General features: G+C 61.0%; 20 protein-coding genes and 1 tRNA gene. 17 read left to right on the top strand and 4 right to left on the bottom strand.

Going from position 1 to position 20,586, the window contains the following annotated elements; all coding sequences use genetic code 11:
• Positions 1 to 67 precede the first annotated feature (67 nt).
• From QWI75_RS17835 to QWI75_RS17815, 5 genes are all read left to right on the top strand, one after another.
• Positions 68 to 886, top strand: a complete 819-nt coding sequence (locus tag QWI75_RS17835; RefSeq protein WP_289270308.1) for a CbbQ/NirQ/NorQ/GpvN family protein — start codon at positions 68 to 70, stop codon at positions 884 to 886.
• 17 nt (positions 887 to 903) lie between these two features.
• Positions 904 to 1,332 (top strand): hypothetical protein, encoded by a 429-nt coding sequence (locus tag QWI75_RS17830; RefSeq protein WP_289270307.1) that lies wholly within the window; start codon positions 904 to 906, stop codon positions 1,330 to 1,332.
• 18 nt (positions 1,333 to 1,350) lie between these two features.
• A complete protein-coding gene (locus QWI75_RS17825) occupies positions 1,351 to 1,644 on the top strand; it encodes a DUF167 domain-containing protein (protein ID WP_289270305.1) in 294 nt (97 codons plus the stop codon).
• Complete coding sequence (locus tag QWI75_RS17820; protein ID WP_289270303.1) at positions 1,641 to 2,099, top strand: glycine zipper family protein; 459 nt, start codon at positions 1,641 to 1,643, stop codon at positions 2,097 to 2,099. Before QWI75_RS17825 ends, QWI75_RS17820 begins: the two co-directional genes overlap by 4 nt.
• Before the next feature lie 794 nt (positions 2,100 to 2,893).
• A complete protein-coding gene (locus QWI75_RS17815; protein ID WP_289270301.1) occupies positions 2,894 to 4,873 on the top strand; it encodes an SEC-C metal-binding domain-containing protein in 1,980 nt (659 codons plus the stop codon).
• Between the two features lie 14 nt (positions 4,874 to 4,887).
• On the opposite strand, the gene QWI75_RS17810 is transcribed toward QWI75_RS17815, so the two are convergent.
• Complete coding sequence (locus tag QWI75_RS17810; RefSeq protein WP_289270299.1) at positions 4,888 to 5,316, bottom strand: ferredoxin-thioredoxin reductase catalytic domain-containing protein; 429 nt, start codon at positions 5,314 to 5,316, stop codon at positions 4,888 to 4,890.
• A gap of 138 nt (positions 5,317 to 5,454) precedes the next feature.
• Here QWI75_RS17810 and QWI75_RS17805 point away from each other — a divergent pair, with 138 nt between their 5' ends.
• The 9 genes from QWI75_RS17805 (at position 5,455) to folE (ending at position 14,138) form a co-directional block, all read left to right on the top strand.
• Positions 5,455 to 8,535 carry a nitric oxide reductase activation protein NorD gene (locus tag QWI75_RS17805; protein ID WP_289270297.1) on the top strand — a complete coding sequence of 1,027 codons (3,081 nt, stop codon included), beginning with the start codon at positions 5,455 to 5,457 and terminating at the stop codon, positions 8,533 to 8,535.
• 54 nt (positions 8,536 to 8,589) lie between these two features.
• Complete coding sequence (locus QWI75_RS17800; protein ID WP_289270295.1) at positions 8,590 to 9,000, top strand: hypothetical protein; 411 nt, start codon at positions 8,590 to 8,592, stop codon at positions 8,998 to 9,000.
• A gap of 88 nt (positions 9,001 to 9,088) precedes the next feature.
• A complete protein-coding gene (gene mdh, locus QWI75_RS17795; RefSeq protein WP_289270292.1) occupies positions 9,089 to 10,021 on the top strand; it encodes a malate dehydrogenase in 933 nt (310 codons plus the stop codon).
• 92 nt (positions 10,022 to 10,113) lie between these two features.
• Positions 10,114 to 10,704: a urate hydroxylase PuuD gene (locus QWI75_RS17790; RefSeq protein WP_289270290.1), complete on the top strand. Its 591-nt coding sequence runs from the start codon at positions 10,114 to 10,116 to the stop codon at positions 10,702 to 10,704.
• Between the two features lie 197 nt (positions 10,705 to 10,901).
• Complete coding sequence (gene nuoF / locus QWI75_RS17785; RefSeq protein ID WP_289270288.1) at positions 10,902 to 12,206, top strand: NADH-quinone oxidoreductase subunit NuoF; 1,305 nt, start codon at positions 10,902 to 10,904, stop codon at positions 12,204 to 12,206.
• Between the two features lie 22 nt (positions 12,207 to 12,228).
• A complete protein-coding gene (locus QWI75_RS17780; RefSeq protein ID WP_289270285.1) occupies positions 12,229 to 12,585 on the top strand; it encodes a 2Fe-2S iron-sulfur cluster-binding protein in 357 nt (118 codons plus the stop codon).
• A 41-nt stretch (positions 12,586 to 12,626) separates the two neighbouring features.
• Positions 12,627 to 12,947, top strand: coding sequence for an iron-sulfur cluster insertion protein ErpA (gene erpA, locus QWI75_RS17775; protein ID WP_289270283.1), 321 nt, complete (start codon positions 12,627 to 12,629; stop codon positions 12,945 to 12,947).
• A 101-nt stretch (positions 12,948 to 13,048) separates the two neighbouring features.
• Positions 13,049 to 13,474: a 6-carboxytetrahydropterin synthase gene (locus tag QWI75_RS17770; RefSeq protein ID WP_289270281.1), complete on the top strand. Its 426-nt coding sequence runs from the start codon at positions 13,049 to 13,051 to the stop codon at positions 13,472 to 13,474.
• A 34-nt stretch (positions 13,475 to 13,508) separates the two neighbouring features.
• Positions 13,509 to 14,138, top strand: coding sequence for a GTP cyclohydrolase I FolE (folE, locus tag QWI75_RS17765; protein WP_289270279.1), 630 nt, complete (start codon positions 13,509 to 13,511; stop codon positions 14,136 to 14,138).
• Positions 14,139 to 14,187: 49 nt separating this feature from the next.
• Here the strand turns inward: folE and QWI75_RS17760 are convergent, their stop codons facing one another.
• Positions 14,188 to 14,982 carry an alpha/beta fold hydrolase gene (locus tag QWI75_RS17760; RefSeq protein ID WP_289270278.1) on the bottom strand — a complete coding sequence of 265 codons (795 nt, stop codon included), beginning with the start codon at positions 14,980 to 14,982 and terminating at the stop codon, positions 14,188 to 14,190.
• A gap of 153 nt (positions 14,983 to 15,135) precedes the next feature.
• Between QWI75_RS17760 and QWI75_RS17755 the strand changes: the two genes are divergently transcribed.
• Entirely contained in the window at positions 15,136 to 16,428 is a 1,293-nt protein-coding gene (locus QWI75_RS17755; RefSeq protein WP_289270277.1) for a replication-associated recombination protein A, read from the top strand.
• A 91-nt stretch (positions 16,429 to 16,519) separates the two neighbouring features.
• The gene (locus QWI75_RS17750; RefSeq protein WP_289270275.1) at positions 16,520 to 16,891 is read left to right on the top strand and encodes a PilZ domain-containing protein; all 372 of its coding nucleotides are present in this window, start codon (positions 16,520 to 16,522) and stop codon (positions 16,889 to 16,891) included.
• Here the strand turns inward: QWI75_RS17750 and QWI75_RS17745 are convergent.
• On the bottom strand, positions 16,888 to 18,729 hold the full coding sequence (locus QWI75_RS17745) for an ABC-F family ATP-binding cassette domain-containing protein (RefSeq protein WP_289270273.1): 1,842 nt from the start codon (positions 18,727 to 18,729) through the stop codon (positions 16,888 to 16,890). The two genes, QWI75_RS17750 and QWI75_RS17745, sit on opposite strands and share 4 nt — an antisense overlap.
• 116 nt (positions 18,730 to 18,845) lie before the next feature.
• Positions 18,846 to 18,921 (bottom strand) — tRNA-Ala (locus tag QWI75_RS17740).
• Between the two features lie 234 nt (positions 18,922 to 19,155).
• Between QWI75_RS17740 and QWI75_RS17735 the strand changes: the two genes are divergently transcribed.
• A complete protein-coding gene (locus tag QWI75_RS17735; RefSeq protein WP_289270271.1) occupies positions 19,156 to 20,544 on the top strand; it encodes an IS1380 family transposase in 1,389 nt (462 codons plus the stop codon).
• Positions 20,545 to 20,586 lie beyond the last annotated feature (42 nt).

Below are 20,586 nucleotides of genomic sequence, written 5' to 3'. Positions count from 1 at the left end.
CTTCCGTTTAAGGTGCTGCCAGTCGCAGGCGAGGCCGGGCCATCTATCGTTGTTAAGTGATCACGCCATGACCAACAAAGGCCGCGAGTTTGAGATCGAGCGATATAGGATCGACCAGGAGCCCTTCTACGTCGAGTCGCAAGGCGAAGTGGGACTCTTTACGACCGCCGCGCAGAATCGCATGCCGGTCATGCTCAAGGGACCGACCGGCTGCGGGAAGACGCGGTTCGTGCAGCACATGGCCTATCGGCTCGGACGGCCACTCATCACGGTTGCCTGCCACGAGGACCTCACCGCCTCGGACCTCGTGGGCCGGTATCTTCTGCGCGGGCAGGAAACGGTCTGGATCGACGGTCCGCTTACCTTGGGCGTGAAACATGGCGCGATCGTCTATCTGGACGAGATCGTCGAGGCGAGGAAGGATACCACCGTCATCATCCATCCCTTGACCGATGACCGGCGCCTGCTGCCGATCGAGAAGAAAGGCCAAATCATCGAAGCGGTCGACGAGTTTCTCCTGGTGATCTCCTACAATCCCGGCTATCAAAGCGTGCTCAAGGATCTGAAGCAGAGCACCAAGCAGCGGTTCGTCGCGATCGAATTCGACTACCCCGCGCCGGCCGTCGAAACCCGCATCATCGAGCGCGAGGCCGGCGTGACGGGCGAGGTGGCGCGCGCGCTCGTCAAACTGGGCGAGAAGGTCCGCAACTTGAAACATCACGGGCTTGAAGAAGGGGTCAGCACCAGGCTGCTGGTCTATGCCGGCACGTTGATCCGGCAGGGCGTGGAGCCGGGGCGTGCCTGCGAGGTCTCGGTCGCCCGCCCCATTACTGACGATGCGGATATGCAGCGCACGATCGGCGAGTTGATCAAGGCGGTGTTTTGAGACCAACGGAGGCCGCCATGCGCCGAATGAGTTATGTCATCGCCGCCGTCCTCGCGCTGAGCCTCTCCGGATGCAGCTACCTCTTCTATCCCAAAGCCGACCATTACCTGACCCAGGCCAAGGGGACGACCGGGGTTCAGACAATCGAGAACCTCACGACGATGCTTGAAGCCAGTGCCAAGGCCGCGCTCGATCCCACCACCTACCAGGCTGCCATGGACGATCTCCACAATCAGGTCCATGCCCTGGACCAGTCCTTCTGCGGCGTGACCGAGCAGCAGGCCAAGACGGTCACCTATGCCAAGGCGGTGACCCTGAAGCAGGAACTCTGGGCCGTCTTCAAACGCCTGTGGAAGCAACGGCACGACCAAGGCATGCGGGTCGCGCACCTCGATTTATTCGCCAAACGTCTCCAAGAACTTCGCGAGACCGTGCGTCTCCTCTGATTCCCTTCGCCGGTTCTCATGAGCACCGGGTTCATCCACGACACCGCTCAAGGGGCGGTGCTGACGGTCCACGTGCAGCCGAACGCGCCGCGCACCGAATGTGTCGGGCCATATGGTGACGCGCTGAAGATAAGGGTGGCGGCGCCGCCGGTGGAGGGCGCGGCCAACGAGGCGCTGATTCGGTTTCTGGCCGAGCGTTGCGGTGTGCCGGCTGGGGCGATCGTGATTCGTTCAGGGGCATCCGCGAGGCGAAAACAGATTCTGCTCAAGGGCCTGTCGGCTCAATCCGTGGCCGAAAAATTGCGGTTATGACGAACGCGGCGCATTCGCAGTCGAGGGGCGTGAGCCTGCTTTGCGTCTGGTTGTTGCTCAGCGGCCTGCCCGGTTGTTCCGGCCCGAAACCGATTCTCTATCCGAACGGCCATTTAAAGTCGGTGGGGGAAGAGGCGGCGGAAAGGGACATCGAGGATTGTCGGGAAGTCGCCGAGCAGGCCGGAGCCGAGGAGGGAAGCGGCGCGGCCGGCCGTGCGGCCGGCAGCGCGGTGATTGGAGCCGGGGCTGGTGCGGCAGGGGGAGCCGTGGGCGGTGCGATTGCGGGCGACCCGGGCATCGGCGCGGCGGTGGGCGCCGTGTCGGGGTTCGTCTGGGGCCTCTTCAGCGGGTTGTTCAGTTGGATGTTCGGCTCGTCCGCGCCCAACCAGGCCTATGTGAACGTCGTGAATCGCTGTCTCGTGGAGAAGGGGTATGAGGTGAGCGGATGGCAGTGAGAATAATGCCGAACGGTGAGGTAGAAGGACTAGCCGCTGTGCTCGCCCAACGCGCACACAAAATCAGTTGTAGTTTCATCAAAGCGGGCGGTGCTCGTTGGAGGCGCGCACGTGGGCCAGCCCTTCCACCTCACCGATATGGTAGAGGGTAGGCAAGTGGAAGGAGCAACAGCTGATGCTCGCCATGAGCTGTTAGGCTAATCAAGACACCTGCCCTCAGACCAACTTGCCTGAAAAAATGTCATCACAAACAATTCGTCAACTCAACAAAGAGACGGTTGAACAGATCTCGGCAGAAGCTCTCCATGAAGCAGAAAGAGCAAGACGTGAACTTCACGAATTGGGGCGTGAGGTAGATGCGGAGCGGCTGTTCGTTCAAATATGTATTCATCTGAGCACGGTTCCCATTGATAGTTACAGGGACTCATCTCACGACACCGTGCCCGCACAGATTGAGCTGTTAGCCTATCACCTAACCCGCATTATTCATGGGCACTTCTGCTGCAATTGTGGATTCGCCGCTGCGACAAGCCAACATGCGGCTTCGGCGGCATGTTGCCGGGCGGACTCGCCGCTCGGTCGGTCAACAGACTGTTTCAAGTCTGCCTCCCTTCCTCGCGGCTCCGTGCGCCCGTCTCGCCTGGCGACTCCGCAATTTCGCGACGAACTGTCATGAATAATGCGGGCTAATCCCGTTGTTTGGGACATCAACAAACACCGCAATCTCGGCCCAGCACCTTGAGCGGGGCCTATCCGCCCTAGACAGACTATTCAATTCCAATAGGAGTGCGGAGATGTTCAAGTCGTGGGGGGATGTCCCACACGATAATGCTCAGTTTGTCTCACGCATGTTTCAGATGCACACGTCCGTCGTCAGGGGGTCCGCCTACCCTGAGCAGACTCAGAGAGAGCTTGCGGAAATTCAAGGGCGCTTCGAAGGAGTTTTTCTCGCTCGCGTCGGCATAGGCCCCAAACGTGCCAGCCAGTTGCTAACTAAAATCATACAAACACAGGAAGCCCGCGCCAGCGAGTGGTACCAAGGAATTGGCGAAGCTTCCCTCAGAGGAAGAGAGCGGTGGAAGGAGATTCATAAGAGGCGTCGGAAAGGCTTGAACTTAGCCGAGATCGAATTCGTCCGGAAGTACCCTACTGCCAAGCATGCCGCATGGGCCGAGTGCACACGGGCGCTTCTCAATACAGACTGCTCATTCATCCCGGTGTCCCAGAGTGATATTCCGATCGACCCATCACCCACGATGCAGGAGTGGCAATCGTTGATCAGGCTTATCGGCTGCACCAACGTCGACATTGTAAAAATGCAATCTCCGGTGGAGATGATGAAGCGCCCCCTCTTTGTCTTAGGCGGAAACCGCCTCTTGCTGTGTGACCTATCAAATGCCCTCGACCAGTTGTGGAACGCGTTTGACAATGTCGCACAGTCAGAATGCGATTTTTGCGACGTCTACTCAAAATGGAAAGCCAAATGGCTTGAGGAGGAGGCCGAAGCCCACTTCAATCGCCTATTCGCCAAGGAACATGTCTTTCGGGGACTCGCGTATCCGGATCCAGATAAAGCTGGAGGAACGGCTGAACTGGACCTGGCCGTATATTGGGCACCGTTTCTGATTCTCTGTGAGGCGAAGGCACGTAATTTCCGGTTCGAATCTCAGATGGGTGACCTTGGGCGGCTGCGCACCGATTTAGAACGGAACCTTGAGGATGCATTTGAGCAGGCAAGGCGAGCAGCCAGGCATATCAGCAGTGTTCAAGAGGCCACGTTGACTGAGACAAAAACTGGAAGGCAACTAGTCATAAGAAAGGACGAGGTCAAAAAAACATACTTGATGACGGTCAGCCTTCATCACTTATCCATCGCGGCCACCAGGTTATCCGCATTGGCACCGCTCGGGCTGTTTCAGGATCACGAATACCCATACTCAACTTCCATTGCGGACTTGGATACCATAACGGAATTTTGTCCTGGTCCTGACGCTTTTCTTCACTATGTTGAGCGTAGGACGGCACTGGAGAAAGGACCCGTGGAGGTGCTCGGTGATGAGTTGTCCCTTTTTGGCGCATATCTGCAGAATCGACTTCGTCTCGATGATCTCGATGTGAGGCCGAAGAAAGGCATGCACAACATGGCAACCTTTCTTGGCTTTGAGGACAAATTCGATCGTGTGATGCAATTCCGTCGAGGGGATAGGACGGAATGCCCAACGATCGAGTTTGAGATTCCTATCCAGGTGAAGAGGATCTTCAGAGAGTTGCAGGGGCGCTTTGCAAATCAAGATGCTCGATGGATTGCCTTTTCCTTGTTGGATTTGTCTTATCCTGCTCTCAGAACGCTAGCAAGAATGTTTGATGAAATCAGAAAGCAGGTACCCTCATCCGGGAAACTCTGTCGAAATACCATTGCTCTAGACGACCTGGTGATCTCCCTTATTGCATCACGCGATTTGCCTTTGGATAAGTTACGGCAGGCTACTGTTCATAGAGCTCTTTTGGAGAAATATCGGCGACGCGCAAAGAAGAGCATAGGTTTTGGTATTCACCTTCCAGATAGTGTGCGGCTCTTCCATGGCGCCGTATGGTTTAGTGGAGAATGGCACCAGGACCCTAATATGGAGGCTCTGATTAGGGAGGATGTGTTCTCTTTCCCGATGTCTGGATCCAAACTTCCCGGTGCCAATGAACCTTGTTTCTGTGGGAGCAGCATCAAGTTCAAAAAGTGCTGTCGCGGAAGGATTGAGGCTGCCCGACGCGCTGAATGAAGAAAGCGCTTTGCTTATTTCCTTCCGTGCTCTAGTGAAGACGAGGTTGGCTGGTGCGCGGCCTTGTGCTTCAGCGCGCGGCCTTTGGCGGGAGTGGGGTCGGGGATGAGGCCGTAGACCTGACGCCCTTCGTGATCTTCCGGCAGGTACTCCGTGATCGGCATGCCCTCCTCGTTTACGAACAGGAGGCAGTGGCAGTATTTGTAGATCTGCATTTCGTCGCAGGCGCAGATCCAGCGCCGGAGCTTCGCCTCGGCCTGCTTGTCCTGGTAGAAGTTGCAAGGACAGAGCGGCTTGCCGAGCTCATCCACATGGGCCGCCAGGCCCTTGATCACGGCCTCCGTGACGGCCGGGGTCGGATGAAAGGTCGTCCCGCTCTTCTCCGCGAAACCCTTTGCGAACTTCCACATCTTGTCGAGACTGGCTTGGGTTGGTTCCGCCATGGTCGGTGGCCTCTTCGTTGTGCAGCCTGTGTGCTCGTGCGACGCGAGCCTCGCAGTTTACAAGCGAAATGCCCTCCTTTACAATCGCTTCCTTTCCCTCCCGGCGCAGGCCCACAGGAACATGGAGAACCACGCCAGATGGCTTTTTCAGAGGACTCATTGCGCGATCGGCTGACGCGACACCTGGCAGCCTCTCTGGATGCTGCGCATGTCGCCCTGCTCATGGCTGAAATCGAGCGGTTGGGGCTGGTGCCGGCCGTCACGGCCTTGGTCCAGGAACTGGAGGACCTGTCTCCTAAGGCGGCCCGTGCGGTGATCGAGGCCCTGCCCGAGCTGCACCGCCGCGCGGGGCTGGATGATCTGAGCTCCTGGCTCGATCTGGCGGTCGGGATGGCCGAGTCCTCCGGCGCCTCGGCGCTCAAGTATGCCAAGGAGAGTCCCTTGCTCTTGGGGTTGATCTCGTCCCGAGACGATCGCGTGCGTGTGCTGACGATGGGCCTGGAGCTGGCCGAACGAGATCCCGGGATGACGCTCGAGTTCCTGCGGGTGGCGCCGGAATTGGTGGGGCTGATGCCTCACGAACAGATGGTGAAATGGGTCGATCACGGGCTTGAGCTGAGCGACGTGAACTATGTGCTCGGCGGCGAGTTTTTCCGAGAGAGTCCGAAGATCGCCAAGATCATGGAGGTGGAAGACCTGCGAAGCTGGACCGGCCTGGGGCTCAAGCTGGTGACGATCAATCAGTTCGGCAAGCCCGATTACATGGCGACCTTGGAGTTCTTCCGCACAACCCCGGCGCTCTTGGAAGAGATTTCGGCTGCGACCGCGCGACGGCTCACCGTCCGGATGGCCGGCGCGCTGGCCGAGCAGGACCCGCAATTGGCGGTGGAGGTCTTGGCCGAAGCCCCGGCATTACTGCAACAGATTCCGATCGACTGGCAGCCCCGCATGTTGCAGTACGGCCTGTTGGTTGCGGAACGGGATGCGATCGTCGCACAGGCTTATTTGCGCCGTTGCGCAAGCCTGGCTGGGTTGATTGGAGCGGACGACCGTGCCTGGAAGGTGTTTGAGGACTGGTTCAAGAGCGGCATGGAGGTGTTGGCCTACAGCGTGGAAGGGGCGAGGGCCTATTTCTCGTTGGAGACCAGCAAGGCCTTGGTTGCATTGGAGGAAGCCCAGAACGGTGTGCCGCTGCGCCAGGTGGCGCGGTCGCTGACCCTGTTCGCACAGGCGCTCTGTGGCAAGGCCGTGAGGGTCGAGCCGTTGCCGGATGAGGCAGCGGAACCACATACGAGCGGACAGAAGGCGAAGACCCGCGCCCGCGCCACCGTCAGTCCGGACGGCCGAACCATCTTCGTGCCGCCGGTGATGCGCCGCGAGGCGGATCGGGAGGCCAACCGGCGAGCGTACGTGGTGATGGTCGCGCATGAAGCCGGCCATCTCGAATTTGGCACCTACGACCTGGATCTGGCGGAACTGGGCGAGTTGGTTGAGACCGTCGCGGCCCGGTACGGCCGGTCGTCGCGGATCGCGAAGTCAACCCCGCATACGCTGGCCGATTTCTTCGCCCTCTATCCTCAACCTGGCGTCATCCGGGACCTCTGGACCATTCTTGAGGATGCCAGGGTTGAAGCGAGACTGCGCGCCGAGTATCCAGGCCTGCGGGCTGAGCTTGATGCGGCGGCCAAGGCGGCGCTGTCCCTGCGCTCGCTGACGCACGGCATGTCGGTGCGTGAGCTGGTGCTCGATGCGCTGTTGCTCACATCAAGCGGGTTGTCGGACGTCATGATCCCTGACGCGATTCAGGAGGCTGTGACCGAATGTTGGTCGCTCGGCCGCTCGGTGTTGGCGGAGCAGGTGACGGCCGCCGATGTCCTCCGAATCATCGACCAGGTCTATGTGAGGATGGACGAGCGCCTGAGCGCGGCTGCCTTGCCGTCGAGCGAAGCCCCGGAGAATCGTTCGCAGGAGAATTCTACGGAGCAGATGGCCGGAGGGCCCCAAGCCTCTGAAGTCCTCACCGAGACCTACCAACCGATCGACAATTGGCACTATCGCGGCGGGATGCAGCCGGAATTCATCGGGGCTGGGGGGCAGCAAGCAAATGAGTCGAGCAAAGGCGCCCAGCTTGTGCCGCAGGAGGATGAGGCGGGAGGACGTGAGGCCGGAACAGCAAGCCGGCGCTCAGCCGACGGCCGGCTTCGTGAGGTGGCACGGGCCGAACAGGACCTGTCGGGCCGACAGGCGGCGCCCGATCGCTCGGCCGATGAACTGGTCGCCCTTGAAGATCAACGGCGGCCCCGCTGGGAGCCGGGGCCGGACGAGGCCGGGACCTATCAGTACGATGAATGGGACGGCATGATCCGGGATTATCGTGCGCGATGGTGTCTCGTGCGGGAGCAACGGCAGACCTCGGAAGACGCGGATTTTGTCGAAGCGGTCTTGAACGAACATGGGGCGGCCATTCGCGTGCTGCGGCGGTATTTCGAGGGCATCCGTCCGCCGGCGCTCCGGCAGGTTCGGGGGCAGAGCCATGGGGATGATGTAGATTTGGACGCCGCCGTCGCCTTGCGCGCCGATCTCGCGGCTGGCACGGACCCGTCGGATCGCCTGTACATCCGACGCGATCGGCGGGACCGCAGCGTGGCCGTGGCCTTTCTGGTGGATCTCAGCGGTTCGACCGGCCGGCAGATCGCGGCGGACGGTCGCAGGGTCATTGATGTCGAGAAGGCCGGGCTGGTCTTGCTCTGCGAGGCGCTGGAGGCCATCGGCGATCAATACGCGCTCTATGGATTCTCCGGACGGGGCAGGCAGGATGTGGAGTTTGTGGTGCTCAAGGACTTTGAAGAAGAGAGCCGGTCCCGGGTCGCCGGCCGCATCGGGGCGGTGCAGCCGATGCACCAGAACCGTGACGGGGCGGCGATCCGGCATGCGGCGGCCAAGCTCACGGCCACCGACGCGCGGGTGCAATTGCTCGTGCTGATCAGCGATGGGCGGCCGCTGGACGACCACTATGCCGAGGACTATGCGATTGAGGATACGAAGATGGCGCTCCGCGAAGCGACCGCCAAGGGGATCGTGCCCTTCTGCATCACGGTGGACCGGGAGGCGGAGGGTTATCTGCGCCGCATGTATGGAGACGTGCGCTATGTCGTCATTGACGAAGTTAAGGGCTTGCCGGAACGGTTGCCGCGGGTGTATCACCGTTTGACGGCATAAGGGGCGTTCGAAAAATGAACTCTGCGCCGATGGCGAAGAAGGACCAGTGACTAGATGACCGCTGACGCGACCAAGCGAGATGTGCCCCAGTGGGTCTATAAGCTGTTTACCGGCCAGCAGTATCCCTACGTCCGGCGCCTGGCCAAGTTTGCCAACCGCGATGTGAAGCCCGGGGAAGAACGGCGCGAGCCGACCCGCGAGGAAATCGACGCCAAATTCTGGGAAGTTTATCCTCGCTGTTGGGCCAAGATTCTTCAGGAAGTGAAGAGCGGAATGATCGTCACGTTTGTCGAACTCGGTGCTTTCGAGCCGGGCACGTATCAAGGCTTGATCGACGCGCCGGAGGCGTTTTTGGCGCAGCGGTACGGGAAGAAAAAAATCAAGGTGAATTTCTACGACGGCGAGAACTTCGTGTGCACGATCAATTTCAAGGTGGCGGGCTGGACGGAGCACGAGCAGCACTAAAAGGAACGCGTCAATGGTCACTCGTCAATCGTCAGCCGGCTGAACCACGATTCACCTATGACGAATGACGATTGACGGAGAGGTTCATATGCGACCGAAAATCACGGTGGTGGGAGCGGGCAATGTCGGAGGGACGGTCGCCCAGCGGTTGGCCGAACGGAATTGCTATGACGTGGTGCTGGTGGACGTGGTCGAGGGTATGCCGCAGGGCAAAGCGCTGGATTTGATGCAGGCAGGCGCGGTCTATGGCCATGACGCGCTCGTGACCGGCGCCAACAATTATGAGGAGACCGGCGGATCGGCGGTCGCCGTCATCACCTCCGGTATTGCCAGGAAACCCGGCATGAGCCGGGATGAACTGCTCTCCACCAACGCCCGGATCGTCAAAGGCGTGGTGGAGCACATCGTCGCCCGGTCGCCGCAGGCCTATCTGGTGATGGTGACCAATCCGCTGGATGCGATGGTCCACGTGGCCTTGAAGGTGAGCCGGTTTCCTCGACACCGCGTGCTGGGCATGGCCGGCATTCTGGACTCGGCGCGATTCCGGCGGTTCATTTCGCTGGAGTTGGGCGTCTCTCCCGCCGAGATCCACGCGATCGTGCTGGGAGGGCATGGCGATACGATGGTGCCGCTCCTGCGCCATACCACCGTGGCCGGACGTTCGATCACCGAATGGCTGCCCAAGGACCGGCTCGAGGCCCTGGTCAAACGCACGCAGGACGGGGGAGCGGAGATCGTCAACTTGCTGAAGACGGGCAGCGCGTACTATGCCCCGTCGGCCTCGGCCGTCGAGATGGTGGAAGCCATCGTGAAGGACCACAAACGCATCCTGCCCTGCTCGGTCAAATGCGAAGGCGAATACGGGTTGCGGGACATCGTGGGCGTGCCGGTGCAACTCGGCAAGGGCGGCGCCGAGCGGATCGTCGAATTCGATCTCTCGGCCGACGAGCGGGCGGCGCTGAACACCTCCGCCCGTGCCGTCCGCGAATTGTGCGATGCGGTGGATCGCCTGATGGCGTGAGGCTGCCGATTCTGAAGGCCGCGGCTTGACATTGTGGATGAGCTTGGGGTACAGACTGCGGTCAAGTACTTAACCGGAAAGGCGGTGGCGCGATGAAGTTTCTCGAAGATCCCTATCAGACCCTGTGGGCCGGCCTCGGCCTCTCGGTCGTGTTGATAGTCGTGTTTCTGGGGATGGCAGGCGTGGGAGCGGGGGAGGCGGATTGGCTGGGCATCCTGTTCCGCTGGGTGCACTTCCTCGCCGGCATCACCTGGATCGGCCTGTTGTACTTTTTCAACCTGATCAACGCGGCGTTCCTGAAAAGCCTGGACGGACCGACAAAGAACATTGTGATCCCGAAGCTCATGCCTGCGGCCTTGAACTGGTTCCGTCACGGCGCGACCGTCACAGTGCTGGCCGGGCTCGTCCTTTACTTCTGGCTCTATTCCAAGGGGGGCACGGGAGCCTACGCGCTTGGCATCGGCGGGTTGCTGGGGATCATCATGATGGCGAACGTGCACGCGATCATTTGGCCGAATCAGAAGAAAATCATCGCCGCGGTCTCCCAGGCTGCGGCCGGTGGTCCGCCGCCGCCGCCGGAGATGGCCGCCTGGGGGCGGACGGCATTGCTGGCCTCCCGGGTGAACTTCATGCTCTCGATCCCCATGCTGTTCTTCATGGGAGCCGGAAGCCATATCAAATAGAATTTCCATCAGAATTTCCGTGGCCGTCCAGTCGGGTCCTTCCCTGAAAGGCCCAGCGCCTCTCCCTGTTTCCTTGGGGCGACTGGGCCACTTGAGCCGAAATTGAGCCCCACACCGGGCCGGTTGCTTGACGGCTTCCCGCGTAGAACCGTATAGTTACGCGTCGGCCTGGGGCCGGCCGATCACGAGCCAGCATCATGAACATGAACCAGCAAGAAGGACGAGTGCTGCGGTCGCTTGAGGGGCCGGCGTGGGACCTGGTCGCCTATGCCAAGACAGGCGGGTATGAAGCGTGGAGAAAGTGCGTGGCCGACTCCAAGCCCCAGGAGATTGTCGAGGAGATCAAGCGCTCCGGCTTGCGCGGTCGCGGGGGAGCCGGGTTCCCGACCGGGGTCAAGTGGGATAAGGTGCTCAACCACCGGGTCAAGGAACGGTATTTCGTCTGCAACGCCGGCGAACATGAGCCGGGCACGTTCAAGGACCGGCATCTCCTCAAGCACGCCCCGCACCAGTTGATTGAAGGGTGCTTGATTGCGTCCTATACGGTCGGCGCCAAGGCTTCCTTCCTGTACGTCAACCACGAATACCATGAGGAGCAGGAAAATCTACAGAAGGCTCTCGCACAGGCGCGCGAGAAGGGATACATCGGAAAGAATGTGTTCGGCTCCGGGCGTGATCTCGACCTCGAAGTCTTCTCCGGGCAGGGCAGCTACGTGGCCGGTGAAGAAACGGCGATGCTCGAATCCATGCAGGGCCGTCCGGCGATGCCGCGGCAGAAGCCTCCGTTTTACCCGACCGACTTCGGACTTTACGGGAAGCCCACGCTCGTCAACAATGTGGAGACCCTGTGCAACATCCCGCTCATCCTGAGGAAAGGAGCGAGCTGGTTTAATGAAGTGGGCACCGAGAAATGTCCGGGGACGATGCTCTTCTCGCTGAGCGGCGCGGTCACTCGTCCCGGTATCTATGAGTTGCCCCTCGGCACACCTCTCCGGGATTTGGTTGAGCGATGTGGGGGCGGGGTTCCCAACGGCCGGAAGGTCAAGGCCGTCTTCCCCGGCGGCCCGGCCTTTCCAATGGTGACGGCGGATCAGTTGGATTTGCAGATGGATTTTGACTCCCTCAAGAAAGCCGGCACGGGCCTCGGGTCGGCCGGCGTCATCGTGGTCGATGACGCCACGTGTATGGTGGCCAAGACGCTCCATTTTTCCAATTTCTTCAAGGGAGAAAGCTGCGGCCAATGTCCATCTTGCCGGATGGGCACCATCAACCTGGCGTCGCTCATGACGAAGATTGAGGCGGGCGAAGGGACACAAAAGGATTTGGACACGTTATTGCAGATCGCGGGCTTTGTGAAGGGAACAGGCTACTGCACGCTCGTGACCGGCGCGGCCGTGCTCGTTCAAAGTGCCCTGAAGCTGTTTCAGGACGAATTTGAAGCCCATATCCGACTCCAGCGATGTCCTTATCAACCGGCGCCGGTCACGGCAGGGTCGGCATAACGCCGGTCAACGGGTGAGTCCGATGCCACAGATTACCTTTCTTCATCCCGATGGAAAAAGCGGAGAGGTTCCGCGCAACGTGACCATCTTGGAAGCGGCCGAACTGCTCGGCTTTCCCTTGACTCACGATTGCGGAGGGAATGCTTCCTGTACGACCTGCCGGGTGGAGGTCCAATCGGGAAGCGATCGGTTGTCGGAGATCGATTTCGACGAGCAGGACCTGCTCGATCGCGAGGGGCTGAGCGAACCCTGGCATCGGTTGGGCTGTCAGGCGCGGGTGATGGGTGATGTGGTGGTGCGGGTGCCGTTGCACAAGTGGGAGCGTCCTTCGGAAGCGGCGAGTGTGCAGATCGTCGATCAGTCGTGCAATTTAATCTAGAAGTCTCTATGTATATGCTAACCCGGTAAGGAGGAACCCAGATGATTACCGTCACGGATGTGGCTGCGAATAAGATCAAGGAACTGATGCTGGAGGAGAAGGATGTGGTGGGCCTTCGGGTCTATGTGCGCGGAGGCGGATGCCACGGCTACCAATACGGGATGGCGTTCGAGAACAAGATCGGGGAGGACGACACCGTGATCGAAAAGAACGGAATTCAAGTCATCCTCGATCCCCAGAGCGCGCCGCTGCTGTCCGGCGCCGAAGTGGATTATGTCGATAGCCTTCAGGGTTCCGGCTTTGCCGTGAAGAATCCGCAGGCCAAGACGACCTGCGGGTGCGGCAGCTCGTTCAGCGCTTGAGCGCTGACGCGTGCCAGCCGAGTGCAATCTTGACGTCGCGGGTTCGTGGCCGGTCTCGCTCTTGGTGAGGGGACCGGCCTTTTTCATCCCGGGAGAATTACATGGCACAGGCGGCCAGCGTGACGCGACGATACCGTTTCAGCGCAGCCCATCGGTTGCATACGGACCAGCTTTCCGAGGAGGAGAATCGGCGGGTGTTCGGCAAATGCAACAATCCGAACGGCCATGGGCACAACTATGTCGTGTACGTGACGGTGGGTGGCCCCATCGACCCGGCTACGGGACGGAGCCTCGATCTGGAGGGGCTGGATCGGGTGGTGACCGAGCGGGTAGTTCGGCGCTTCGATCATCAGGATTTGAACCGCGACCCCGCCTTTACCCAGATCACGACGACGGGAGAGAACCTGGCGCGGCTGATCTGGGAAATCCTTCATGAGGCGATCCCCAACGGAAAGCTGGCCAAGGTGGGCGTGGTCGAAACGCGGGACAACTACTTCGAGTATGCCGGCCCCTCGTCCTCTTGCTGAGCGGGCCGGTTCCTGATTCAAGCAAGGAGTTCTCATGCCACGAAGACAAACCGGCCGCAAGCGTGTGCTGTCCCGAACCCGGGACGGACAGGCGCCGGGGCTGGAAGGGTTGGTGACACGGCTGCTGGTCGAGATCGGCGAGACCCCGACAAGGAATGGATTGCTCGAGACGCCGCGCCGCGTGGCGAAGGCGTTGCAGTTCATGACCCGAGGCTACCATCAGAATATCGATCAACTCGTCAATCAAGCCCTGTTTCCGATCGAGTACGACGAGATGGTGATCGTGAAGGATATCGATTTTTTCAGCATGTGCGAACATCATCTGCTGCCGTTCTTCGGCCGATGTCACGTCGGCTATATCCCCAACAAGAAAGTCGTCGGGCTCAGCAAGGTTCCACGGATCGTGGACGCCTTCAGCCGGCGGCTGCAAGTGCAGGAACGATTGACCGTTCAAATCGCCGAAACGCTCCAGTCCAAGCTCAACGCGCACGGCGTCGGGGTGGTCATGGAAGCCCGACACCTCTGCATGATGATGCGCGGGGTCGAGAAACAGAATACCGTCGCGGTCACCAGCCACATGCTGGGGGCGTTTCGGACCCAGGAGCAAACACGGCTTGAATTTCTCAAGCTGATCCGGCAGGGGAGCGTGGGCGACGGCGACTGATCGAGGCCGTTTTCGGGTCGATCTTAGAGCCGTTCGGCACTCCGTCAGATCAATCGAGTGAGGACAGGAATCGCCACAGTGCCTGGTTGAACCGCTCCGGCTGCTCGAGATTGGGGAGGTGCCCCGCGTCGGGAATGATCTCCAACCGTGCCCCGGGGATGCGGTCCGACATCAGCCTTGCGTCCGATATCGGGGTCGGCTGGTCCTGTTCCCCGACCATGACCAGGGTCGGGCAGCGGATCGACGGGAGGAGCGGGACCGAGTCGGGGCGACTCGCCATGGCCATCAGGTCTCCCGCCAGGCCGCTCAGCTCCATGCGCGCGATCATTGCGTCCACCTGCGAGACCACCATCGGATTGGATTGAAGCGTCCTTGGACAGAGCAGTTTGGGAACCATGATGTCTCGAACGGCGTCGGGCCCCTTCCGGTAGGCGGTCTGAGCCATCTGGAAACGGCCGGCCCGTCCCTCTTCCGTGTCGGCCTGGGCCCGCGTGTCGGTCAAAACCAGCGCCTTGAGCCGATGGGCGTGGCGCCGGCAGAACATCAGCGCGATGTAGCCGCCCATCGACAGTCCGACCAAGACCACCGACTGCAAGCCGAGATGATCGAGCAACCCCGCCACATCGTCGGAGAACTGTTCCATCGTATACTGCCACAGGGGGGCGTCGGATTCGCCGTGTCCCCGCAGGTCAACCGTGACGATGCGGGCCCGGTCGCTGAGCCCTTGTCTCTGGGGCGTCCACATCTCCCGGTTGAGGGGAAACCCGTGCAGAAAGACCACGGGCAGGCCCGTCCCTCGCTCGGAATAGGCGAGTCTGATGCCGTTCACGGTGGCGTAGGGCATGGGCGATCCGCGCAGAGGCGCAGCTCCGTAGGGGCTGTTCTCTACCATCTTCTCGCCTCAGGGGTCAATCAAGCCCAGATGGGACGGGCCGGCCGCCGATTGCGGGGGTTTGCGGTTCCGTATAGAATGGGGGCAACTGGCTCCTACTCGCCTATGTCCTTCCAACGGGACGCGCAAACTGATCTCTATCGGACCGAGTCCGGCTCGGATGTTTCTCACGCGCCGCTGGCCGAACGGATGCGGCCGCGTGACTTCGCGGAATTCCTCGGGCAGGAGGATGTGATCGGACCTGATCGACCGCTCCGTCGCGCGATCGAGTCCGATACCCTGTCCTCCGTCATCTTGTGGGGCCCTCCCGGGTCCGGGAAAACTACGTTGGCGCAACTGATCGCGAAGCGGACCAGCGCCGTCTTCGTATGGTTCCCGGCTGTCACGAGCGGAATTGCCGAATTGCGGGCCGTCGTCAAGGCGGCCGAGCAACGCCGGGTCTTCTCCGGGCAACGCACCATTGTGTTTGTCGATGAGATCCATCGATTCAATAAGGCGCAGCAGGACGCGTTTCTTCCGCACGTCGAGAAGGGCACCATCGTGTTGCTCGGGGCGACCACCGAGAATCCCTCTTTCGAGGTCATCGCGCCCTTGCTCTCGCGGTCGCTGGTGGTGATGCTGCACGCGCTGCCCGATGAAGCGCTCGGTCAGGTGTTAGATCGGGCGCTGGCGGATCCTGCCCGCGGATTCGGTCACCTGCACGCGACGATGACTCCCGCTGCGCGCCGGCACCTGATCGCGTTTGGAAACGGGGACGCCAGGTCGGCCTTGACGGCCTTGGAGCATGTAGTCGCGCATACGCCACGGCAACCTGACGGGGGATTGGTGCTCGACGAACAGGCGGTGGCGGCGGCGCTCTCGAAGAAAGCCCTCCGGTACGACCATGCCGGCGAGGAGCATTACAATCTTATTTCCGCCTACATTAAGAGTCTGCGCGACTCGGATCCGGACGGGGCACTCTACTGGCTGGCCCGTATGTTGGAGGGAGGGGAGGACCCGCTCTTTATTGCCCGGCGGATAGTGATTTTCGCTTCCGAGGACATCGGAAACGCGCAGCCCCAGGCGCTCCTCGTCGCCGTAGCGGTTTCACAAGCGGTGCAGTTCGTCGGGATGCCCGAAGCCCAGATCACGCTCGCACAAGGAACGACCTATTTGGCGACCTGCCCCAAGGACAATGCGTCCTATGCCGGGATCATGAAGGCCATGACCGATGCCCAAACCTATGGGAACTTGTCCGTGCCCTTTCACTTGCGCAATGCGGTGATGCCGCTTATGAAGCAGTTAGGCTATGGGGAAGGGTACCGGTATGTGCATGACGATCCGGCCGCGCAGCGGGAGCAATCGCATCTCCCTCCCGAGCTGAAGGGAGTTCGCTATTACGCGCCGAAGAAAAACTAACCTGCACCGGAAACGCACGCCGACACGAACCGCCCCGCGACGTGGTGGACAAACCTCGCCTGTTCGCTATACTCAAAGCCAGGAGAGCGGGATGACTCAACCGGCATCAACACAGCCCAGTGAGCGCCGTCGCTTTGTCCGGGCGACGCTGGTGGGTTCCGCTCTGCTTGAGCCGAAGAGCGGCGGACCCTCCGTGACGGCCGTGCTGGATAATGTCAATCGCATCGGGGCAGGGCTGCACACCAAAGCCAAGTTGGCGCCCAAAGACGATGTCATGGTGGTGCTGGCATTCCTGGACCAACAGGGACAGGAGCAGCAGGAGAAGCTTGCCGGGACGGTGGCCTGGGTCAAGCCTTGGGAAAAAGGTTACCTGATCGGGGTCGTCTGGGACGAAGTGGTAACAGTGGAAAAGAATCGCTGGCTGTATTACTACCTGGAAGAAACCCTGAAGATGCCCGGTTAGACAAGACCCGCCAACGATCCACGGACACGTTCCAGCTCTTGCGACAGCTCCTCCCATTTGAGTGTGGCTCGTTCAAGATCGTGCTTCCACAGGTCGTGCTCTCGTTGCATCGCCTTCCAGCGGTCGAAGTCCTCATAGAGTTGCGGGTCGGCAAGTTCCCCGTCCCGGGCCTTGATCTTGGCCTCGCACTCAAGCACGACCGCTTCTGCCCTGGCGACTTGCTTCTCCAGGCGGGCCTCCGCCTTGATCAACTCGCGGCGCTCCGCAGCTTTTCCCTTGGGAGAGTCGGAGCCTGGACCTGAGCCGTTCGCGCGCTCATTGCCGTTCGTGCCGACCGATCCATCGTCCGCCTGGTCCCTCCCAAATTCTTCCAGTTCTTTGCTGCGCTTCCAGAGATAGTATTCGTAGTCGCCGAGATAGTCCTTCGCCTGCCCGTCGTCGATTTCGACGACGCGGTTGGCGATCCGCGACAGGAACGTCGGATCGTGCGAGATGAAGATGAGGGTCCCGGGGAACGCGACGAGCGCGTCCGTCAGCACATCTACCGATGCGGGATCGAGATGGTTGGTCGGCTCGTCCAGCAACAGGGTGTTCGCAGGCTCCACCAACATGCGGGCCAGGGCGACCCGGTTTCGTTCGCCTCCGCTCAATGCCTTGATGGGTTTTTTCTGGTCGGGCCCTGAAAAGAGGAAGGCTCCGGCGATGCCCCTGAGGAAATTCGTTTCCGCCTGTTTGGCCACTTCGTGGAGCGAATCCAGGATGGTGTGTTCGGGATTGAGCGTTTCGGCCTGGTGCTGGGCAAAATAATGCAGGGTCACCCCATGTCCCACCGTCCGCGAGCCTTTGTCCAGTGGCGTCACGCCCGCCAGCATTTTGAGGAGCGTGCTTTTCCCTGCGCCGTTTTCTCCAACCAAGGCAATCCGCTGTCCTCGCTCCACGGTGAAGTCCAATGACCCGTATACTACCTTATGCCCATAGGCCTTGGCGGCGCCCCGCAATTCCAGCACGTGCCGACCGCTGGGGCTTGGCTCGGGAAAGGTAAACCGAACCCGCCGCGGATCGCGCTGCCGTTCGATGACCTTGACCTTCTCCAACTGCTTGATGCGGGACTGGACCTGGCGGGCCTTGTTGGCCTGATACCGGAAACGGTCGACAAACTTCTGGACCCGGGCGATTTCCTTGGCTTGTCGGGTGGCAGCGGATTCCAACTGCGCGTCCTGTTCGGCTTTCAGAACGACGAATTGCGAATAGTTGCCGCGGTACTCCCGGATCTGCTGGTGCCGGATTTCCCACATATGCGTAGCCACCTGATCCAGAAACTTCGTGTCGTGGCTGACGATGAGGAGCGTCATCTTGGAAGCGAGGAGGAATTCCTCGAACCAGCGTTGCGTCACCTTGTCCAGATGGTTCGTCGGTTCATCCAGCAGCAGCACATCCGGGTTGGACAAGAGGAGATGGGCCAGCGCCACGCGCATGCGGTAGCCTCCGGACAGGGTGTCCACCATGCGCGAAAAGTCGTGAACGGTGAAGCCCAGGCCCATCAGGATGCGTTTGGCCTCGTGCTCCGGATAAAGGTCCCGATGGGTGGCTTCCAGCACACTCTTTCCTAGGAGAGGCTCGAGTTCCTGCGCCAAATATCCAATGGTCAGGCGCGGGCGCTTTCGAATCGTCCCCTTGTCGGGAGACTGTTCCCCCATGATCATGCGCAACAACGTCGTCTTGCCGCACCCATTCGGCCCCACCAGGCCCACGCGGGTGTTCGGGCGCAGGTGTGCCGACGCATCCTTGAGCAGGACGCGAGTGCCAAATTGTTTCCATACCTCTTCGATTTGCAGCATAGTGAGCCTATCGATTACACAGCATGGCCCGGTTCACACTCCGGAACGATTCGAGATGGATAGGGTAGCGAGAATGTGAGACTAGCGTGTAGGCAATCGAGGAGGTCGAGACAAAGTGGTGGAGCTGGCCGGGATTGAACCGGCGACCTCGTGAATGCCATTCACGCGCGCTCCCAACTGCGCCACAGCCCCACTTTGCACGATCAATGGACTTCTCATGGTGCGGGAAAAGTGCTGAATTTTCAGCATGCTACCATGCGGCAGTAAGCCAGTCAAGAAAGGTGGCCTTGCCCTATTCTCCGGCTAAGCTCCCAATCGTGATGGACACGGAATCGGTCTGGACGCATGAGCAGCAGGCGACCGCATGGCATCAGCCTTGCGAGGTGATTCACCCAATGGGTGATTCGCCAACCAAGGAGGAGGTTGATGCCTGAGAAGCCGTTTGCGAGTCCTCGGCTGCCGTTCGAGATTGACGACCGCATTGATCCCCGTCTGGTCACCGCGCATGCGGGCGTGCCCTTGGTGATCGAGCTGTTTCGCCGCGTCGGAGCGGCGCAGGTCGTCAATGAGCAGGTCCGGATCAAACAGCGGCAGCGCGGCGTGACGTCGGCGCAGTGGGTGGAGACGCGGATCGCGCTGTGGGCGGCGGGCGGGGACCGCTGCCAGGACCTCACGACCCTGCGCGCCGATGCCGCACTGGCCGCCCTGCTGGGCTATGAGCTGCCCGCGGCCACCACGATGCGCGACTTCTTGGAGGCGTGTCATGTCGAGGATCTCCCGTTGCTGCGTGCTGGCGAGAAGACGGCCGTGCCCGAGGAGTCGGCGCCCTTGGCGGGCGTGGGGGCCGCGAACCGGCGCATCCTCGCCGCGGTGCAGCAGCAGATGCCGCAGCGCACCGCCACGCTGGATGTGGATGCCACGATCCTGGAAGCCCACAAGCGCACGGCGACGGTGACGTACGAGGGCACGTCGGGCTATCAACCCGTCGTGGTCGTCTGGGCCGAGCAGGACCTGGTCGTCCACGACGAATTCCGGGATGGGAACGTGCCGGCGGGCTGCGGCAACGTGCGCATCCTGGAGCGGGCCGTGGCGGCGTTGCCAGCCGGCGTGGAGCAGCTCTTCGTCCGGGGCGACAGCGCCCTGTATGAACAGGAGGTGCTGGCGTGGTGCGAGGAGCCGGCGCGAGGGATCGGCTACGCGATCAGCGCGGACATGAGCCCGCCGTTGCGGGCCGAGATCGAGCGGCTGCCGGGGACCGCCTGGCAACCAGACCGCGACGAGCCGGATATGATCCGCGAGTGGGCCGAGGTGCCCTCTGTCCCCGATGATAAGGACTACCGGAAGGGTCGGCCTTGCGCGCGGCGCTACTTGGCGATTCGCGTGCGACACCGCCAAGGCGAGCTGTTCGCGGATGGCAGCACCGTGAAACACTTCGCGATCGTGACCAACCGGGAGGGCGACGGTCGCTCCCTGGTCCGCTGGCATCGAGAGAAGGCCGGGACGGTGGAGCATGTGCATCATGTCCTCAAGAACGAGTTGGCGGCAGAGGCCCTGCCCAGTGGGAAGTTTGGCGCCAATGCCGCCTGGTTCCGGCTCAACGTGCTCACGTATAACCTGCTCAGCGCGTTGAAGCGCCTCGCGCTACCCGGAGATTTCTCCGACGCCCGGCCGAAGCGGCTGCGATTTCTGGTGTTCAATACGGTCGGCACAGTCATCCATCATGCCCGCCGCACGCTCTTGCGCCTCACAGCAGCGGTCCAACAGACCCTTTTGGCCTTGGCGCGAAGCAAAATCCTGGCGCTCAGCCCCGCTTAGCCGGAGAATAGGGCCTTGACGGCCATCTTCGTCGGCGTGTTT

Source organism: Nitrospira tepida (genome assembly GCF_947241125.1).
In the GTDB taxonomy this organism is placed as follows: Bacteria; Nitrospirota; Nitrospiria; order Nitrospirales; family Nitrospiraceae; genus Nitrospira_G; species Nitrospira_G tepida.
Note: the sequence above shows the minus strand (reverse complement) of the source record. Positions and strands in the feature narration are given on the sequence as shown.

Coding starts and splice junctions, on each gene's coding strand:
- QWI75_RS17835 (WP_289270308.1), top strand. CDS start 68: ATGACCAACAAAGGCCGCGAGTTTGAGATCGAGCGATATAGGATCGAC.
- QWI75_RS17770 (WP_289270281.1), top strand. CDS start 13,049: ATGGCACAGGCGGCCAGCGTGACGCGACGATACCGTTTCAGCGCAGCC.
- QWI75_RS17805 (WP_289270297.1), top strand. CDS start 5,455: ATGGCTTTTTCAGAGGACTCATTGCGCGATCGGCTGACGCGACACCTG.
- QWI75_RS17750 (WP_289270275.1), top strand. CDS start 16,520: ATGACTCAACCGGCATCAACACAGCCCAGTGAGCGCCGTCGCTTTGTC.
- QWI75_RS17745 (WP_289270273.1), bottom strand. CDS start 18,729: ATGCTGCAAATCGAAGAGGTATGGAAACAATTTGGCACTCGCGTCCTG.
- mdh (WP_289270292.1), top strand. CDS start 9,089: ATGCGACCGAAAATCACGGTGGTGGGAGCGGGCAATGTCGGAGGGACG.
- QWI75_RS17780 (WP_289270285.1), top strand. CDS start 12,229: ATGCCACAGATTACCTTTCTTCATCCCGATGGAAAAAGCGGAGAGGTT.
- QWI75_RS17790 (WP_289270290.1), top strand. CDS start 10,114: ATGAAGTTTCTCGAAGATCCCTATCAGACCCTGTGGGCCGGCCTCGGC.
- QWI75_RS17825 (WP_289270305.1), top strand. CDS start 1,351: ATGAGCACCGGGTTCATCCACGACACCGCTCAAGGGGCGGTGCTGACG.
- erpA (WP_289270283.1), top strand. CDS start 12,627: ATGATTACCGTCACGGATGTGGCTGCGAATAAGATCAAGGAACTGATG.
- QWI75_RS17815 (WP_289270301.1), top strand. CDS start 2,894: ATGTTCAAGTCGTGGGGGGATGTCCCACACGATAATGCTCAGTTTGTC.
- QWI75_RS17760 (WP_289270278.1), bottom strand. CDS start 14,982: ATGCCCTACGCCACCGTGAACGGCATCAGACTCGCCTATTCCGAGCGA.
- QWI75_RS17820 (WP_289270303.1), top strand. CDS start 1,641: ATGACGAACGCGGCGCATTCGCAGTCGAGGGGCGTGAGCCTGCTTTGC.
- QWI75_RS17755 (WP_289270277.1), top strand. CDS start 15,136: ATGTCCTTCCAACGGGACGCGCAAACTGATCTCTATCGGACCGAGTCC.
- QWI75_RS17800 (WP_289270295.1), top strand. CDS start 8,590: ATGACCGCTGACGCGACCAAGCGAGATGTGCCCCAGTGGGTCTATAAG.
- QWI75_RS17830 (WP_289270307.1), top strand. CDS start 904: ATGCGCCGAATGAGTTATGTCATCGCCGCCGTCCTCGCGCTGAGCCTC.
- QWI75_RS17810 (WP_289270299.1), bottom strand. CDS start 5,316: ATGGCGGAACCAACCCAAGCCAGTCTCGACAAGATGTGGAAGTTCGCA.
- nuoF (WP_289270288.1), top strand. CDS start 10,902: ATGAACATGAACCAGCAAGAAGGACGAGTGCTGCGGTCGCTTGAGGGG.
- folE (WP_289270279.1), top strand. CDS start 13,509: ATGCCACGAAGACAAACCGGCCGCAAGCGTGTGCTGTCCCGAACCCGG.
- QWI75_RS17735 (WP_289270271.1), top strand. CDS start 19,156: ATGCCTGAGAAGCCGTTTGCGAGTCCTCGGCTGCCGTTCGAGATTGAC.